The 15,042-nt window shown below is 68.1% G+C and carries 14 protein-coding genes and 1 pseudogene; 2 read left to right on the top strand and 13 right to left on the bottom strand.

The features are described 5' to 3' along the window. Nucleotides 1–571 precede the first annotated feature (571 nt). The 6 genes and pseudogenes from ACWGKT_RS44950 to ACWGKT_RS44925 all read right to left on the bottom strand — a co-directional run. Nucleotides 572–997: an ATP-binding protein gene (locus tag ACWGKT_RS44950; protein ID WP_453278260.1), complete on the bottom strand. Its 426-nt coding sequence runs from the start codon at nt 995–997 to the stop codon at nt 572–574. Nucleotides 998–1,000: 3 nt separating this feature from the next. Continuing rightward, nucleotides 1,001–1,408 carry a pyridoxamine 5'-phosphate oxidase family protein gene (locus tag ACWGKT_RS44945; protein WP_453278259.1) on the bottom strand — a complete coding sequence of 136 codons (408 nt, stop codon included), beginning with the start codon at nt 1,406–1,408 and terminating at the stop codon, nt 1,001–1,003. After that, on the bottom strand, nt 1,405–3,093 hold the full coding sequence (locus ACWGKT_RS44940) for a SulP family inorganic anion transporter (protein ID WP_453278272.1): 1,689 nt from the start codon (nt 3,091–3,093) through the stop codon (nt 1,405–1,407). The genes ACWGKT_RS44945 and ACWGKT_RS44940 overlap by 4 nt, the downstream gene beginning before the upstream one ends. 32 nt (nt 3,094–3,125) lie before the next feature. Beyond that, nucleotides 3,126–3,467, bottom strand: coding sequence for an ArsR/SmtB family transcription factor (locus tag ACWGKT_RS44935; protein WP_356155034.1), 342 nt, complete (start codon nt 3,465–3,467; stop codon nt 3,126–3,128). A 165-nt stretch (nt 3,468–3,632) separates the two neighbouring features. Then, complete coding sequence (locus ACWGKT_RS44930; RefSeq protein WP_453278258.1) at nt 3,633–3,992, bottom strand: zinc ribbon domain-containing protein YjdM; 360 nt, start codon at nt 3,990–3,992, stop codon at nt 3,633–3,635. A gap of 992 nt (nt 3,993–4,984) precedes the next feature. Continuing rightward, nucleotides 4,985–5,152 (bottom strand): annotated as a pseudogene (locus ACWGKT_RS44925) (toxin Doc); the annotation flags it as partial. Between the two features lie 486 nt (nt 5,153–5,638). Between ACWGKT_RS44925 and ACWGKT_RS44920 the strand changes: the two are divergent. Further along, the gene (locus ACWGKT_RS44920; protein WP_453278257.1) at nt 5,639–6,694 is read left to right on the top strand and encodes a helix-turn-helix domain-containing protein; all 1,056 of its coding nucleotides are present in this window, start codon (nt 5,639–5,641) and stop codon (nt 6,692–6,694) included. On the opposite strand, the gene ACWGKT_RS44915 is transcribed toward ACWGKT_RS44920, so the two are convergent. The 7 genes from ACWGKT_RS44915 to melC1 form a co-directional block, all read right to left on the bottom strand. Further along, nucleotides 6,664–8,220, bottom strand: a complete 1,557-nt coding sequence (locus ACWGKT_RS44915) for a hypothetical protein (protein WP_453278256.1) — start codon at nt 8,218–8,220, stop codon at nt 6,664–6,666. The two genes, ACWGKT_RS44920 and ACWGKT_RS44915, sit on opposite strands and share 31 nt — an antisense overlap. Beyond that, complete coding sequence (locus ACWGKT_RS44910) at nt 8,217–8,654, bottom strand: peptidoglycan-binding domain-containing protein (RefSeq protein WP_356155019.1); 438 nt, start codon at nt 8,652–8,654, stop codon at nt 8,217–8,219. The genes ACWGKT_RS44915 and ACWGKT_RS44910 overlap by 4 nt, the downstream gene beginning before the upstream one ends. A gap of 665 nt (nt 8,655–9,319) precedes the next feature. Next, nucleotides 9,320–9,724, bottom strand: coding sequence for a hypothetical protein (locus ACWGKT_RS44905; protein ID WP_453278255.1), 405 nt, complete (start codon nt 9,722–9,724; stop codon nt 9,320–9,322). Nucleotides 9,725–10,118: 394 nt separating this feature from the next. Next, complete coding sequence (locus ACWGKT_RS44900) at nt 10,119–10,397, bottom strand: hypothetical protein (protein ID WP_453278254.1); 279 nt, start codon at nt 10,395–10,397, stop codon at nt 10,119–10,121. A 69-nt stretch (nt 10,398–10,466) separates the two neighbouring features. Further along, a complete protein-coding gene (locus ACWGKT_RS44895; protein ID WP_453278253.1) occupies nt 10,467–10,964 on the bottom strand; it encodes a hypothetical protein in 498 nt (165 codons plus the stop codon). 145 nt (nt 10,965–11,109) lie between these two features. Next, complete coding sequence (gene melC2 / locus ACWGKT_RS44890; protein WP_453278252.1) at nt 11,110–11,928, bottom strand: tyrosinase MelC2; 819 nt, start codon at nt 11,926–11,928, stop codon at nt 11,110–11,112. Nucleotides 11,929–11,941: 13 nt separating this feature from the next. Then, nucleotides 11,942–12,415, bottom strand: a complete 474-nt coding sequence (gene melC1, locus ACWGKT_RS44885; RefSeq protein WP_453278251.1) for an apotyrosinase chaperone MelC1 — start codon at nt 12,413–12,415, stop codon at nt 11,942–11,944. A 775-nt stretch (nt 12,416–13,190) separates the two neighbouring features. Here melC1 and ACWGKT_RS44880 point away from each other — a divergent pair. Continuing rightward, nucleotides 13,191–14,657, top strand: a complete 1,467-nt coding sequence (locus tag ACWGKT_RS44880; protein ID WP_453278250.1) for a hypothetical protein — start codon at nt 13,191–13,193, stop codon at nt 14,655–14,657. Nucleotides 14,658–15,042: the final 385 nt, after the last annotated feature.

Genomic DNA, 15,042 nt, shown 5'->3' with positions numbered 1-15,042 from the left:
TCCCCCGTGCGGCAACGCCCGGTTGCTTGAGCTGTCTCTGCGCGCCCACCCCGCTGATCCGGTACCGGGCCCCGCCGACAACTGACCCACACACGGCGGGCGGCGGGCAGAGCAGCAGGGTCCCGTGTCGCATGAAATCCGCGGCGCGCGGTACCTCGCCGCCGAAGAAGCGCACCAGGACGCGGCCGACGATTTCATCAAACCACCGCGGTGAGCGTCGCCGCCGAGGCCAGGGAGATGAGTGCACCGTCGGGCTCGACGGGACGGCGATGGTGCCTTCGCTCGGGGCTGGCCGAAGGGGTCACCCGCCTGCCTGATCTCCAGCCGGCAATCCTGTGGTGCGCCACGGCGCCGGGCAGCCTCGGCGATCGCCGGCTACCCCTGGCGTCGACCAGCTGCGCAAGTCGGCCAGGTCGAGCACGACCGGGCCGGTGCCGCGCGCCAGCACCCAGCCGCCGACCGTGCCGGTCCCCGTCAGAGCCCAGGTAGCCGGCGACGGACAAGACGCCGGAATGGTCCTCGGCGGTGTGGTGCACTTCCCTGCTCAGGTTGCTGGCCGAAGAAGCAAGAATCAGAGGGGGAGGGTGATCCAGACGCTCTTGCCGCCCCCGTCGGCGTCTGCACGGACCACCGCGGTACCGCCCAGGGCGAGCGTGAGCTCCATGACGGTCGCAAGGCCACCCGTCCCATTGCCGGTAACGGCTCCGTACAGCGAGGGCTGGTACGGGTGGCGGTCGTGGACGGCCAGGGCCAGGCAGTCCGAGCCTGCCGCGTAGATCACCGTCACCTGCGGGGAAAGCGCGGCGGCGTGCCGAACGCTGTTGGTGACCAGTTCGGCGAGGATCAGCAGGGCCGGGTCCACCGTGGGGTGGCGCAGCCCGATCCCCCACTCGACCAGCGCCTGCTCAGCTGTCTCGCGGGCCATCCGGACGGCGGACGGTTCGGCGGGCAGGGTGAGCACGTGCCGGTAGGGCAGGGCTTCCAGCTGTGTCGACATCACTCACGCCTCCGCGCGGCCGAGACGGAAACCCGCGACCGTCTTGAGGTGCAGGCGCACCAGGGTGTCGTGCGGGCCGTGCGTCCAGCCGGTCAGGGTGCGCCGATGGTGGGCGGCCTCGTCGGGGTCCGTGATCACTTCGGTCGGTCCAGAGGCGGTGACCGTCCAGCCGGTGCCCGGCACGGCACGGATCTCGTCCACGTGGTATGTCGCCGTCGACGGCATCGTCGCGGCCGGGGCCGGTGTGCGGACGACCAGGCGGCCGTGCTCCCAGACGTGTCGGGCCGGCCGGATGACGGTCTGGTCCCGTTGTACGTACACCAGGCGGCCGTGGCTGCTGCCCTCCAGCAGCCACAGGGCCTCAGCACCGGAGACCTCGACCATCCGCAGAGCGGCGGGGACAGTGCTCATCGCAGCGCTCCCTCGTCGGAGGTTCGGGGCTTCTGCGCGGGAAGGGCGGACAGGAGCCCAGAGCGTTCCAGGTGGTCACGGGCAGCCCGGATGGCGTCGGGGGTGGTGGCGTGGTCGCGGTCCTCGTCGCGCAGCGGCTGAAGCGCGCCGACGGAGTCGAGGACCTGACGCTGACCGGGGCGTATGCCGGACGCCAACACAAGGATGCCGCGCCGATGCAGCTTCTCCACCGCGTCCTTGAGGACCAGAGCGCCGGTGGCGTCCATGGTGGAGATGCGGGACATGCGCAGGATGACGACGCGGACGTCGGCGACTTCGGTGAGCTCCAGCAGGAAGCGGTGGGCGGCGGCGAAGAACAGCGGGCCGTCGATGCGGTAGGCCACGATGTGCTGCATCAACAGCGCGTGTTCCTCGACGCTGTGGTCGCCACGGTCGAGGGGCACCTGGTCGAGGCGGGCCTGTTTGGCCACCGCGCGCAGGGCGAGGGCTCCGGCCACGGCAAGGCCGATGATGACCGCGTACACGAGGTCCAGGGCAAGCGTCGCCACGGCAGTCAGCACAAGGGTGAGGGCGTCGGAGCGGGTCGCCTTCGCCATGGCTCTCAGCGAGCCGACCTCGATCATGCGGATTGCAGTGGCCAGCAGGACACCGGCGAGCGCCGCCAATGGGATCCGGGAGACGAGAGGCGCCGCCGCGAAGACGATCACGGCGAGAACGGTGGCGTGGGTGAGTGCGGCAAGGCGGGAACCTGCGCCCGAGCGTACGTTCACGGCGGTCCGCGCGATGGCGCCCGTCGCGGGCACACCCCCGAACAGGGGGGCGGCGATGTTGGCCAGGCCCTGCCCGAACAGCTCCCGGTCCGGGTCGTGCTTCTGCCCCACCGTCATGCCATCCGCGACCGAAGCTGACAGCAGGGACTCCAGGGCGGCAAGGGCCGCGACCGCCACAGCGGGAGAGAGCAGTGTTCCCACCGAACCGAGGTCGAGGAAGGACAATGACGGCAGCGGCAGTCCCGCCGGAAGAACGCCGATCGGCTTCGCCTCGTCCATGTGGGCTACCTGTGCCACGGTCGTCGCCGCGATCACAGCCACGATCGAGAACGGCACGGTCGGCCGCCACCGGGCCCCGGCCAGCATGACCGCTGCCACCGAAGTGGCCAAGCCGGCCGCCGTCCAGTTCGGGGCCTTGGCAAACTCTTCCAGAGCCTGCCAGGTCACGACCAGCACCCGGTCGCCTTCCGGCCTGGACACACCCAGCGCGTTGGGGATCTGCTGCAGGCCGATCACGCAGGCGATCCCGAGAGTGAAGCCCTCGACCACCGGGGCAGGTACGTACTGCATGTACTTTCCCGCCCGTAGCACCGCCAGGCCGACAAGCATCGCGCCCGCCATCAGCCCGACGGTCAGCACTCCTGACGGCCCGTACTCCCCGACAATGGGCACCAGTACGACCGTCATGGCACCGGTCGGACCGGAAACCTGCAGGCTGGATCCACCGAAGACCGCGGCGAGCGCGCCCGCGACCACGGCGGTCGCCAGGCCCGCCTCGGCACCGAGCCCGGAGGAGACGCCGAAGCCGAGCGCAAGGGGCAGCGCCACGATCGCCACGGTCAGACCGGCGAGCAGGTCCCGGCGCGGGTCGCGCCGGATCTCCGCGAGGTCGGCGCGGCCGGGCAGCAACGCCATGATCCGGGTCAGTACCCGGCCGATTGCCGAGGTCACGGGGCGACGACCTCGGTTTCCCGCAGCTCGACCAGCAGTTCGTTCCGACCCGCCAGCATCTCCGTCAGGATTCGCCGCGCGGCCTTCATGAGGTCCGCCACATCCCCGCCGGCCAGCTCGTAGACAACCGTCGAACCCTCCCGCACCGCGGTGACGATTCCTGAGCGGCGCAATACCGCCAGCTGCTGCGACAGGCCAGGAGGCTCCACCTCGATGGCGGCCAGCAGCTCCCGCACGGGCATCGGTCCGTCCTGCAGCAGCTCCAGCACCCGTATCCGCACGGGATGCCCCAGCATCCGGAAGAAGTCGGCCTTGGCCTGATACAGCGGAACGGACACGACCCCTCGGCTTCCCCTACAGAACCCCGCAAGGGGTGCACGCGAAGAACTGTGTCCACGGCTACCTGCAGGCACAGCCAATACAGTATCTAACTAATTGCGAACTTTCGCAATTACGCATCCTGCCACTCCCCAGTCGAGGCCCGCATGGGTCCCCGACCGGCGTCAGGCCTTCTTGACCACGCTCGACTTGAGCTGCATCGCTCCGAAGCCGTCGACCCTGCAGTCAATGTCATGGCCGTCGACCCCGTCGACCAGACGGATGTTGCGCACCTTGGTTCCGGCCTTGATCCCGGAAGAGCTGCCCTTGACCTTGAGTGCCTTCATGACCACCACGGTGTCGCCGTCACGGAGCACATTGCCCACGGCGTCCTTGACGACCCGCTCTGCGGCGAGGCCGCCGGCCTCCGCGCCAGCCTCGGCCGGGACCCACTCGTGGCCGCACTCCGGGCACACCACCAGGGCGTTCATCTCGTAGGTGTACTCGCATGAGCACTTCGGGCAAGGAGGAAGATTCTCGATCATCCCGCCAGCGTATCCGGCCACAGATCGTGAACCTTCCCTCCGGCCGAGCACGGAGAGGCCCACACCACAGCCCTCTGCAATGGCTCAGCGGACGCCGATTCGCAGGCCTGCGCGTCAACCCTGGCCATCAGGAGACCTTTGCGTGTCCACTGTCGATCATTGTCTATCACCTGCGGAGAGGTGCCACTGGCGCCGGATCCGCGACCCTACGGTGCGGCCACGAGGGCGGGCCCGGAACCCGCGCGGCAGGCGTGGGAGAGGTCTGTTGTGCCGGCGTTCTTGATTGACGGAGCGGACGTAAAGGGCGTGGCCGGGTGACCGTCACCTGGAGGATGCCCTTGTGACTGGCGCCTTCATACGTGAGCAGGGCCGGGTGCCCGTTCACCTTGGCCCCGCCCTTGAGGGTGCCGTCGGCATTGGTGCTCGACGCCGGTGAGGGTGTCCTGGGCGTGGAGGGTGCGGCAGCGCTCGTCTTCGCCGGGGATGTGGGGCCGTCGCCAGAGCCGCACGCCGTAAGGGTGAGAGCAAGACCTGTGGAGAGAGCGAAGGCAGTGGTGCGGACCCTGAAGGACATCAATTCCGTCTTCCTGTCGATGACTTGTGAACTCGCTGAAGAGCGGCACACCTCCATCATCGGTCTTCCGCAATCACCGCAGTGCCGCGCCCCACGGGGCACGGCACCTTCAGCTCGACCACACCCCGATCAAAACGTCCAGCAGCGTCTACAGCGGTGACAGCCGGCCAGCCCAAGGTCCTCATCATCGTGAGGCACGGGGAATACGCGGCCGAGCCTTGTCGGTCCGCGCCCAGGCCATGCCGCACCCGAGGTCGGGCCGCGTGGCATCGAGACGGCCGGCATCAAGGTGCAGCGCGGTGAATGGCATGACTGTGTCCCCTCCGCCCCTGCGGCATGTGCGATCAGCTCTCCGGTGGGATGACCTGCTGGGCCCAGGCCGGGAAAGTCGTTGGCGCGGCAGGATCGATACCGATGCTGAGGCTGCGCGCCAGGCGTTGTCGACGGTGACGCCGACCTGGGGGGTGTTGACGCGGTGGCGGGCGACGGCCGCCACGAGGTTGGAGAAGTCGTGGACCGAGGGCTGCTTGGGCAGCACTTCCGCCTGGCGCTCCAGCAGCCAGCGGATGTCGATGTGGAGCTCCATGGGTCAGGCAGCAGCCCGTCCAGACGCGTTCAGGCGGGCGGGAGCGTCATCGGGGAAGCCTCGTCGAACGCAGCCGCATTGTCGGCAACGAACGTACGGATAACTGAGGCCCCACGGGCGCTCGGTGAGCGCGTCGACGAGGACGAGAGTGGGAGCAGGTCACCGGGGTCAGTGTGCGCGCCACCCGTGAGAAGGTCAGCGTCGCCGTCGGTGGCGAGGGCTTCGACCTCCCTGCAGGAACTCGTCAACGCACTCGTAGCAAGCATCGCCCGCAACCGTTGCCAGCACTCGGCGCGTGCTTGGCGGTAACACGGCAACACTCGGCCCGGCGGTGGGCGCGATGGACGATCCGAAGGCCGGCGCGGGAGTGTCTGGCGGGCCATCTGTCTTGGGCCGGGGGCAGGGGCATGTCTGGTGTCGTCGAAGACCGTACTCTTCGGGGGCGTCGTCCGGGGGGCGGCCGTTTCGGGGGAATCGGGGGCCGCCATGCTCAGGCTGCACTTCACGAGGGACGATCTGGTGCGGGCGAGCGTCGCACCCGGCCCCGACGTCCTGTGGGAACTCGTCCTCGGCGCGACTCTACTGGGCAGCCATCAGGGCCGGGCTGTCTTCGACCCGTGGCGGCAGCAGGCTCTGAGCAGCCTGCGCCGGCTGCCCGCCTGGCAGCCCCGACTGCTTCGCTCCCTCGCCCCGCCCAGGGGCGACTTCCCCGACTTCCTCACCCCAGGCATGGCTGAAAGCGACCTCGACAGTGGCCTCGACATGGTGCTGTCCACGCCGCGGCGGACGTTGCGCACCGACATGCGGGTACTCGGCCGACTGCCCTCGTGGGCGGGTGAGATCGCCACCGGCGACGGCGAGGCGCTGAGCGCGCTCGGCGCCGCCATGCGCGCCTGTCACCAGAGTCTGATCGCCCCGGTGTGGCCGCGGATCCGGGCCCATGTGGAGGCCGATCGGGCGCTGCGGGCGCGCTCGCTGCTGGAGGGCGGCCCAGAAGGGCTGCTGGCCGGATTCGGTCCCACGCTGCGCTGGAAGTCACCGGTTCTGGAGGCCGACTACCCGGTGACCCGTGACATCTTCCTGAACGGGCGCGGGCTGCTGCTGATCCCGTCGGTGTTCTGCTGGCGCACCCCGGTCACCCTCATCGATCCCTCGCTGCCGCCGGTGCTGGTGTATCCGATCGGCCGCGGTCCCGGCTGGTGGGCGGGGGCCGGACAGCAGGACGGCGCCGCCCGTCGGGACGGTCTTGAGGCGCTGCTGGGGCGGACCAGGGCGGCGGCGCTGCGGGCGGTGGAGGACGGCTGCACCACGGGCGAGCTGGCCCGACGGTTGGGGATCTCGGCCCCGACGGCCAGTGAGCACGCCTGCGTGCTGCGGGAGGCGGGGCTGATCGGCTCGCTCCGGCACCGCAACACCGTGTTGCACGCGCTCACGCCGCTCGGGGCGGCGCTGCTGTCGGAGAACCCCCGCCGGCCGGATCGCGGGGCGGTCCGGCCGGTAGGGCGTGGTGGTCAGCCGGTGGACGACGTGATCACGCGGTAAGTCGCGCCCGCGACGTTGTCCGTGTAGCGGTAGATCGTGCTGATCGGAACGTAGTTGTTGATCTCGCCCGAGTAGCACGGGCCCGTCCGGGACTGGTAGCTGCCCTCCAGGATTCCGTATGCGGTCTTGTCGATCTGGCTGAACAGCGGGCCACCGCTGTCACCCTTGCGGGCGCAGATGTCGGTCCAGATGCCGACGCCGTCCTTCGGTGAGATGACCTTGCCGCAGCGCGTTCCGACCAGGTAGCCGTCGCCGGCGCCACTGTCGTAGGACTCGGGGTAGTTCGAGGAGTCCGACCCGGTGCCGGTGGCACACGCGACCCAGCCGGGGTTGATCTCACTGAAGTTGTGGTAGTCGGTGATCCACTGGTCGGCCGTTGTCGCCTGGGTGCCGCACGGCGTGTCCGAATCGCTGTCCTGGCCGCCGTTGCGGCAGTACTTCATCACCCGGTTTTTCCCGGAGAAGTTGTCCAGCCAGGTCTGCGAGTAACTCCCGCTGATGTACGGCAGCATGACGAAGTCGTACGGATACGAGTTGACCTCAAGGGCAGCGTTCGGCGCGTGCTGCTGCAGGATCGAGTAACCGTTGTGGTTGATGTACGTGTTGTTGGTCTTCCCGACCACGCAGTGACCGGCGGTCAACACCCAGGCCCAGTTGTTGTAGGTGGTGCCGCCCTTGGAGCGGATGTTGAAGCCGGAGGTGCAGCCGCCCCAGCTGCCGTTGTCACGCTTGATGTTCAGGCGGAGTCCGCCGCGCATGGGTCCGTACTTGGTGGAGCAGTACAGCGGGTGACAGTAGCCCCAGTCCACGTGCGGGGTGAAGGCCTGCTGGGGCTGGTCGAGTCGGCGCTCCTCCACCAGCCCGCGCGGCTCCTTCGCCAACGCGGCACGACCGTGGGCCAGTTCGTGCGCGACCGTGTCGGTCCGCGTCACGGCGGTCGCCGCGGGACGCCCCCTGAGGTTGGACAGCTTGTTCCATGTTCCTGACCGCTTGGCGTCGGCCACCCAGTCGCGCCGCCACAGTACGACCTTGTCCTCCATCATCGACACCGCCGGGATGAAGAGCGAGTCGGGACCGCCGCCGACCGTCCGCTCGAGGCGGGACACGATCCCGTCGAGCTCGGCCCGGGAGTGAGCGACGGTCCTCGTGCGCACATGGGACCTGTCCGCGAGGACCCGGATGTAGGGCGCGACAGCGGAGTCGCTGGTGGTGAGGACCCTCAAAACGCCGCCGTGGTCCTGGTCCAGCCACATTCCGGCGTACGCCCCCGGCCGCTCCTTCTTGAGCTTCTTGTCCAGGATCTGTGCGTCGGCCTGCAGTTGCAGTCGGCGCAGCGCCTCGGAGTCGGAGACGTGGTAGGTCTCCTTCAGGTACGCCACGGACTCGCGCACCGCGTCCGGATCGAGTCGCGTGTGCCCTGTCCCCTGCGTTTCGTCGGCCGCTGTGCCGGGCGCAGCCTGCGCCCACGTGACGCAAAGGATCATGGTCAGCACAGCCGCGGCGAAGGCCAGGATGCGCGCCCTCATGCGTCCACCCACAGACACGTGGTCCCGGACCACCAGCCGCGGGTGGTGGCGAAGGCGTGCCGGGTGTGCGGTCCGTAGACGCCGTCCGCCGTGGTACCGGCCGCGTACTGGGCCTTCTTGAGCGCGTTGTAGGTGTTGGTGCCGAAGATCCCGTCGACCTTGAGCTGGGCGCCGATCTTGTCGGTGAAACAGTGGTTCAGCTCAGTCTGGAGGTTCTTCACCGCAGAGCTCAGAACGCCCTCAACCATGTTGCAGTCGAGGTTCTGTGTGCCCCCGGAGTTGTACGACGGGATCTTGATGGGTCCCGCGTCACCAGTCCAGGCGTCCCCGACTCCGTTGCATGTGGGCGTGGCCGCAGACGCCGGTTCGGCGACTGTCGCCCCCAGTCCCAGCGTGACCGCGGTGATCGTTGCCACCGCGAGTAGTCGTCTCATGGGCTCCCTCCCTTGCCTCGCCTGCGCGGAATGCACAGCGACGATGACAGGGGGCCGAGGCGCCGAGCGACCACCTTCGGGCAGTGCCGAAAGACCCAGGTGACGGGGTGTGAGTGGCTATTCTGGCGTCTTGGGTCATGACGATTCGACTGTGCCCGCATGTTCGGGTTCGCGTTGCGGGCCGACTGCGGCAGGCCGCGCAGGCGGGAGCGAAGCTGGACTGGTTGTCCACCGGAACCACACGTGGGGACGCGGGACGAAGGTAGGAGGCCCACGAACTTGTCCGCCGTGTGACCGTCGGCGGACGGTACCTCGACCAGCTCAAGCCCGCGCTGCAGGCCACAGAGAAGGAAGCTATTGCCGGACGAGAAAGCACCCAGAAACGCCACGTTGATCAGAGTTGAGGCCGCACGTGTCCTCAGCCATGTCATCGTGCCCGCGTCGCTGAGGACCTCCTCTGGCCACTCCGCCGGAGTCTCAGGAGCGGCTGATGCGACGCGAAACCACACTTCGCACCGATCGCGAACAGCGCGCACTCGTTGCCTACTTCGCCTACGCCCCTCGGCTCAGTAAGAGCCCAGGTCGGCGAGGTGGTGTGAGCGATCACGGAATTCGGCTCTGGCGAGGATCTTGTGAAGTCTGCCGATCGAGCACGCTGAGCAGGATCATTGCTGTTCGGTACTACGCAGTGCCACCGCGATGTGGCTGTAGCTGGGTATGGACGGTCCGTTGGCCTTCTCGTAACGGACTGCCTGTGCGAGCCCGAGCTTCTCCCCAGTGGACAGGGTCCGGTTCCCTGTCCACAACAGCACCTTCAGTTGCTCGTTTTGGATGGTGAGAAGCGGTTCAGCAGGCTCCAACGGCAGGCCGGTACGGGCGCACCAATCGGCCACTGCGGTCCAGAAGCCGGTCAGGGTGCCCCAGCAGGCTGCACCGCGGGGGCCTAGCAGGGCGTACACCTCGTCGGGCGACCAGAACGTGTCGAGACCGTGCGAAACGAGGTTCTGGATGTTCTCCAGCAGCGAGACGACGAACTCATAGTTCGACTCGTCCCCGAGCAGTTCCTCCACGATCGCCAGAACCTCAGTGCTCGTGCCGGAGTTGCGCTGGGCGACTCGATAGGCAACCTCTCGACCGACGACCTGGTCATTGCCGTCATCTGTCGATCCGGGCCCGATCCCTGCAGCGTCAAGCAGTCGTCGAGACCGTCCGGCCGGCCGTCGGCGCCATGGAATTCGCATCGTGTCTTCTCTTCTTCCGCATACTCTTCCAGAGACCCTTCCGCCCTGGCGGCCGATCAGCATGACAGGGCGGTCACCGCAGACCCTATGCCGAGTGGGGAGGTTCGGGCTCTGTCGACGATCTTGAGACGTCGTCAAGATCACGGGCTGTGAAGTACGCGTCTGCGGAGGAGATCGAGTTGGCCCGGCCAAATCCCATGTGTTTGAGGAGCTTTGACGCGCGTCAGTGGCCCTCGACCTGGCCTGTGCTCCAGGATTTGGAAAAGGCCGTGGTGACGGCGTCGATGTCGCGCCGCGAGCCGCTGACGAGGGAGTGCAGGACGGGCAGATCGTCAGCGAGGAACCGGTCCATCCAGGTGGGCAGCAGGTCGCCGCGATGCTCGCGCATCATGGTGGCGAACTCGTGGACGTGACGTGCCGCGGCGTCGAGTTCGGGGCAGACGGTCCGGAGCTCCTTGGGCTCGGCCGCGTCGGTCTCGGCGAGGTACCCGGGGTGCGTCATGATCCAGCGGACGACCTGGCGGGGCTTCGGCGCTGACCCAGGGTGTCGGAGGAGGCCCTGGCGGGTTCTTCAGGAGGGTGTGGTCCACCGCTGGTGCAGGTAGGGCTTGAAATCGTCCAGGAGAGTCGCCCGGCTGGTGGCCTTGACCAGGAGTTCGTCGAGACTACGGGCGCGGGCGAAGCGACGCACGGTCGAGTGGTCGAGCCGCCGTTCATAGCGGATCGCGGCCAGGGTCTTGCCCTCGGCCAGCCGCTGCTGAACTGCCTCGTAGCGTTCGGTGGTGCCGGCAACCAGGCGCCGCGGGCTGCCCGCGAAGTCGAGTGTCCCGTCCGGCGGAACGAACGGGATGCTCTGCACGACGGACGGCTCCTCGGTGACCAGGTGCCCGGCGACGGGCATCTTGGTGACCAGGGGCGTCGCGAACGCGGCCCGGATGCAGCCGTGGTGGGCGCCGACCGTCCTCTCCAGGGCCTCGGCGAGGTCGGTGCGTCTCACCCGCACCGCACGCCGTGCGGCCGCCGCGCTGTCCGCGCTCGCCTCCACCACCGCCCACGCCGTAACCACCACACCAGGCCGCCCCCCTCGCGCAGCCGCATGCTCTCCGCTTTTGGGTCGAGCCTCGGGAGGGTGGGCAAGGCCTGGACGGCGGCGGGCGAGTGTCCGCTTTGCTGCCCGTCACTCTGCGGGCTGCCGCGGGCCGGAGCCATCGAAGCTAGCGGTACGTGTAGAACTTCGTGTGGTCGAGCATGTCCTCGGGGGTGACGTCGTTCCACGGTTTCATCGTGTCCTGCAGACCGACGACGCCCGGCGGCGCGGAGGCAGGTACGTATCCGGACGACGGATGCAGACCCTGCCAGTCGGCCCAAAGTTTGTCGATGAAGCAGTGGTGGAGCCAGAAGACGGGATCGTTGGGCGAGGCCCCGGTGGTCATCTGGCCGCCGACCCAGACATGGACACGGTTGTGGAGGTTCGGTCCCCGCCAGCCTTCGACATAGTTGCGGAAGCCGGTGGATCCGCTGTTCCAGGGGAAGGCGTCATAGGTGGGCAAGGCGAGGACGGCGTTGACCTCGGCACGGGTGGGCAGGTCGCGGACACCGACGCCGAGCGTGCGCCGTAGGAAGGTCCTTCCGTCGACGCGTATGTTCATGGGCCAGTTTCCGCTTCCGAAGGCGAACGGGCCGGTGGTGACTCTGCCGTCGCCGCTGCGGCCGTCGCCGCCGAGGAAGCTGTCAGCCCACAGGGAGCTGCGGGATGAGCGGTCCGTTGTCCAGTCCCAGTAAGGCAGCATGATCGAGGGGTGGACGCTCTGCAGTGCCTGCTCGAACTGCAAGAGGAACCGTCGGTGCCAGGGGAGGAACGACGGGGAGCGGTGTCCCGTCCGCTCTCCGTCGTCGGTGTCACTCATGATGAACGCGTTGTGCGTGGTGATGAACTCGTCGTAGCGGCCCTGCCTCTTGAGTTCGAGCACGGCATCCACGAAGTCGCGCTTCTCGGTGGCGGAGAGATCCGCCTGGTTCCTGCGGTCTGCCATGCGACGCTCCTTGTCAGACGGTGAGAGGCACAAGTGAGGCGCCGTGCAGTTCCCGTACGGCGGAGCGGGCCGCGTCGCGTGGTGTGCGGTGTGTTTCGTAGTGGTTGACGACGCTGATCCAGGTGCCGTCCGCGTTCTGCATGACATGGAGTTCGTCGTCGTCCACTCGGACGATGAACTCCGTGGACTGCTGGGGCTCCCGGGACGTCTGGCCGTGATGGTGTCCGCCGCCGTCCTCCTCGGCGGGCCAGCCCTCGATGTGCCGGCCGAGGTACATCTCGTCGAACGGCTCCGGTGCGGAGTCCGAGCGGGCCCGTGTCGCGTTGGCCTCGGCCATGTGCGTCGTGTTGGCGCCACGGTGCCGTGTGCCGTGGGGGCCGGACGGCCGTAACGCGGTGGCTGCGGCGGGTGCCGGTGCGGCGAGCGCGGCTCCGGCGACTGCCAGCGTTGCCCCTCGCACCATGTCACGGCGGGTGAGGCGTAGCACGTCTGCTCCTCTCGTCGGCCTGCCGCAGGACACGAAGTACTGACGGCAGGAACGTTTATGCGGGTGGCGGGACGAACGTGTCCCAGGCCCCACATGTTGGCAGTGGCGAACAGACGGAACGAGGGGCATACCTGAGCACGGTCATGAACAAGACAATCACATGCGCATAGTGCGCATTTCAACAGCGGATGATCTTCATCGCCCGCCTCCGAAGGAACCCCTGGGAAAGGAAACTTGCCCTGCTTCAGCCATGTGCTCCAACAAATCCTTCGGTTGCATCGGCAGGGGCTTCACGGTGCGTACGGGTGCAACTCGACGGGATCGGAGGGGCAGCGTCCGCTCAACGGGGTACCCGTCCTGGTTGCCCAGAGCGGCGGTGGCGGTCAGGACAACGGCGGCCAAGGCTTCGCCTGCGGGCGCCTCCACCTTGACGCGGCCCTGCGCCCGGCGACGGCGGCATCCATACGCGGCGCCGGTCTGAATACCTCGACGGCTACATAGTCAGGCGGCCTCAACTGCCATCAAATGAAGGTTGACGGTCATGCTGAGCCCGCCCTCACACGGAGTGGACCAGAGTCTGGAAGTTCATGCGGCTGGTGACGATCAAGACTCCCGTGACCGTAGCGAGGCGTGGTCGTGATCTCGACTTGGCAGGGTGGCCCACATGAACACACTGCGGCGGGACCGTCGCCCCCGCAGGAGCTCGAGTCGGGAAACGAGCCCGGTCATCCGTGCCTGCAAGGCTACCGTCGGCCTCCTGCTCACGCTGACCGCCATGACGTCCGTCCTCGCCGGGTGCGCCTCAAGCAGGGCAGTCGACGTGAAGCTGATCGTTCCCTCGGTCTTCTACGTTTCCCGCGATCCACAACAGGCCGTATCCGACCTGCGGGTCGAAGAGGGAGCAGGCGGAGCGACGGTCAGACTGAGGGTGACCTTCGACGCCGGTGATCTGAAGGGCATCGTCACCATCAAGCGGGCGCTCGATGCATGTGTCGTCCACTTGCCCGTCTTCCACTGCGACACGCAGGCGGGTCCGACAGGAGCAGGTGGCATCCAGGCCTTTCACCTGAGGCCCGCGAAAGGCGCGAAGGCGGGCGACTCCGCGGTGCTGCGCTACCGCGTGACCGCGCCCGGCCTGCCGCCCGTCAGCGGTCACTCCCTCATCGTGGTCGGCAGACCGAAGCTCCGGGTCATGCTTCACCCCGATCCCGGCCCGCTGGAACCCGGCGGGAGCCTGGCGGTCCGACTGACCGTACGGAACGTCGGCGACGTGCCCGCCCGCGGATTGGCCCTGCGCATGGAAGCACGCGACGGCATCACCCTGACCGACAGTCACCGCAACTGCCGCTATCGAGGCGGCACTTCGGCGTGGTGTCGGCTCCGGTCGGAGGACGTTGTCATTCCACCCGGCCGGTCGTACGGCCTGGGTGCCCGCGAGCACTTGCGGGCCGCACGGGATGCCACCTATCCGACCGTCAACTTCAGTGCTGATGCCATCGGCACCGACTACGTGCCCCCAGCCGAGATCACATCGAGGTACCGGCCCGGCAACGGGCCTCCACTGCATTTCGTTCCGGCCTCCAAGGCCGACGACGGTGCGGCGAGCACAGTCGGCGACGATCCACAGGTGCTCCACATGACCGTCCACAACCACAGCGAGCTGGCCGCCATCGCCGACACGGCGCGCGGTCCCATCGGCAGCCTCACCACCGTGCGGATCGGCGTGCGGAACAACGGTCCCGGTTCGCTGACGGCACCGGTGAAGGTCGTCTTCACGGTGCCCGAGGGCACCACTGTCATGGCGTCGCCGTACAGCTTCGAACGCGACGAGGAGGTGATCGACCAGGACTGCCGGGCCGTCACCGCCGACGGCACGCCACTCGCGGAAGCCTCCGCGAGGCAGCCGAGTGCCAGACGGTACGTGTGCGCGGCGCGCGTTGGAGCGGTGGGGGCCACGACGACGTTCCCGTTCACTCTGCGCATCGACAAGGACAGCGCCGACGGCAGCGGCCAGGTCACGGTCTCGGACAGCGACCCGGGACGCCCCAGCGGCGACACCGAGCCGGCTGATGACACGGCGGACGTCGCTGTGTCCGTGTGGCCGGGGCCGGCCTGGGCCACCCCCGGCTTCTACATCGCCACTGCCGTCGTCATCCCGCTGCTCAGCCTCGCCGTCGCCCTGTACGCGCGGCGCCGAAGGCTATTCCGCCGCCGCGAAGCGATGACAGCCGCCGGAAGGTGAGGCCGACGCGGGGCCTGGAACGCCCCGGAGACAGGACAAGGCGAGACCGGGACGATCAATGGCCCTCAAGGGCTAGGCCAACACCTGGCGTTAACGGTCTCAACTGGACCCGCTTTTCCGGGGCCGATTCCAGCGAGCGTCGCAACACGTGATGGCTCCAGTGTTGCGACGAGCTCAGTGAACAGCCCGGCGGGTGTCCGCCAGCCGAGAATCTTGCGGGGGCGGTGGTTGAGTTCGGTGGCGACGTAGGCCAGGTCCTCGGCGCTGTGGATCGACAGGACTGTGCCCCTGGGTGCCTCTGTGTTTGTCAAGGTGTCTGGTGCGGTGGCGTAGGCTCGGTTTTGGCGGGTCCGGGAAGTGACTTGTCCGAAGAGCCGGCCGTCGG

Source organism: Streptomyces sp. NPDC054794, assembly GCF_053611585.1.
Note: the sequence above shows the minus strand (reverse complement) of the source record. Positions and strands in the feature narration are given on the sequence as shown.

Excerpts from the sequence above, each read along its gene's own strand:
- ACWGKT_RS44950 (WP_453278260.1), bottom strand. The coding sequence starts at position 997 with ATGTCGACACAGCTGGAAGCCCTGCCCTACCGGCACGTGCTCACCCTG.
- ACWGKT_RS44945 (WP_453278259.1), bottom strand. The coding sequence starts at position 1,408 with ATGAGCACTGTCCCCGCCGCTCTGCGGATGGTCGAGGTCTCCGGTGCT.
- ACWGKT_RS44940 (WP_453278272.1), bottom strand. The coding sequence starts at position 3,093 with ATGGCGTTGCTGCCCGGCCGCGCCGACCTCGCGGAGATCCGGCGCGAC.
- ACWGKT_RS44930 (WP_453278258.1), bottom strand. The coding sequence starts at position 3,992 with ATGATCGAGAATCTTCCTCCTTGCCCGAAGTGCTCATGCGAGTACACC.
- ACWGKT_RS44920 (WP_453278257.1), top strand. The coding sequence starts at position 5,639 with ATGCTCAGGCTGCACTTCACGAGGGACGATCTGGTGCGGGCGAGCGTC.
- ACWGKT_RS44915 (WP_453278256.1), bottom strand. The coding sequence starts at position 8,220 with ATGAGGGCGCGCATCCTGGCCTTCGCCGCGGCTGTGCTGACCATGATC.
- ACWGKT_RS44910 (WP_356155019.1), bottom strand. The coding sequence starts at position 8,654 with ATGAGACGACTACTCGCGGTGGCAACGATCACCGCGGTCACGCTGGGA.
- ACWGKT_RS44900 (WP_453278254.1), bottom strand. The coding sequence starts at position 10,397 with ATGACGCACCCCGGGTACCTCGCCGAGACCGACGCGGCCGAGCCCAAG.
- melC2 (WP_453278252.1), bottom strand. The coding sequence starts at position 11,928 with ATGGCAGACCGCAGGAACCAGGCGGATCTCTCCGCCACCGAGAAGCGC.
- ACWGKT_RS44880 (WP_453278250.1), top strand. The coding sequence starts at position 13,191 with ATGACGTCCGTCCTCGCCGGGTGCGCCTCAAGCAGGGCAGTCGACGTG.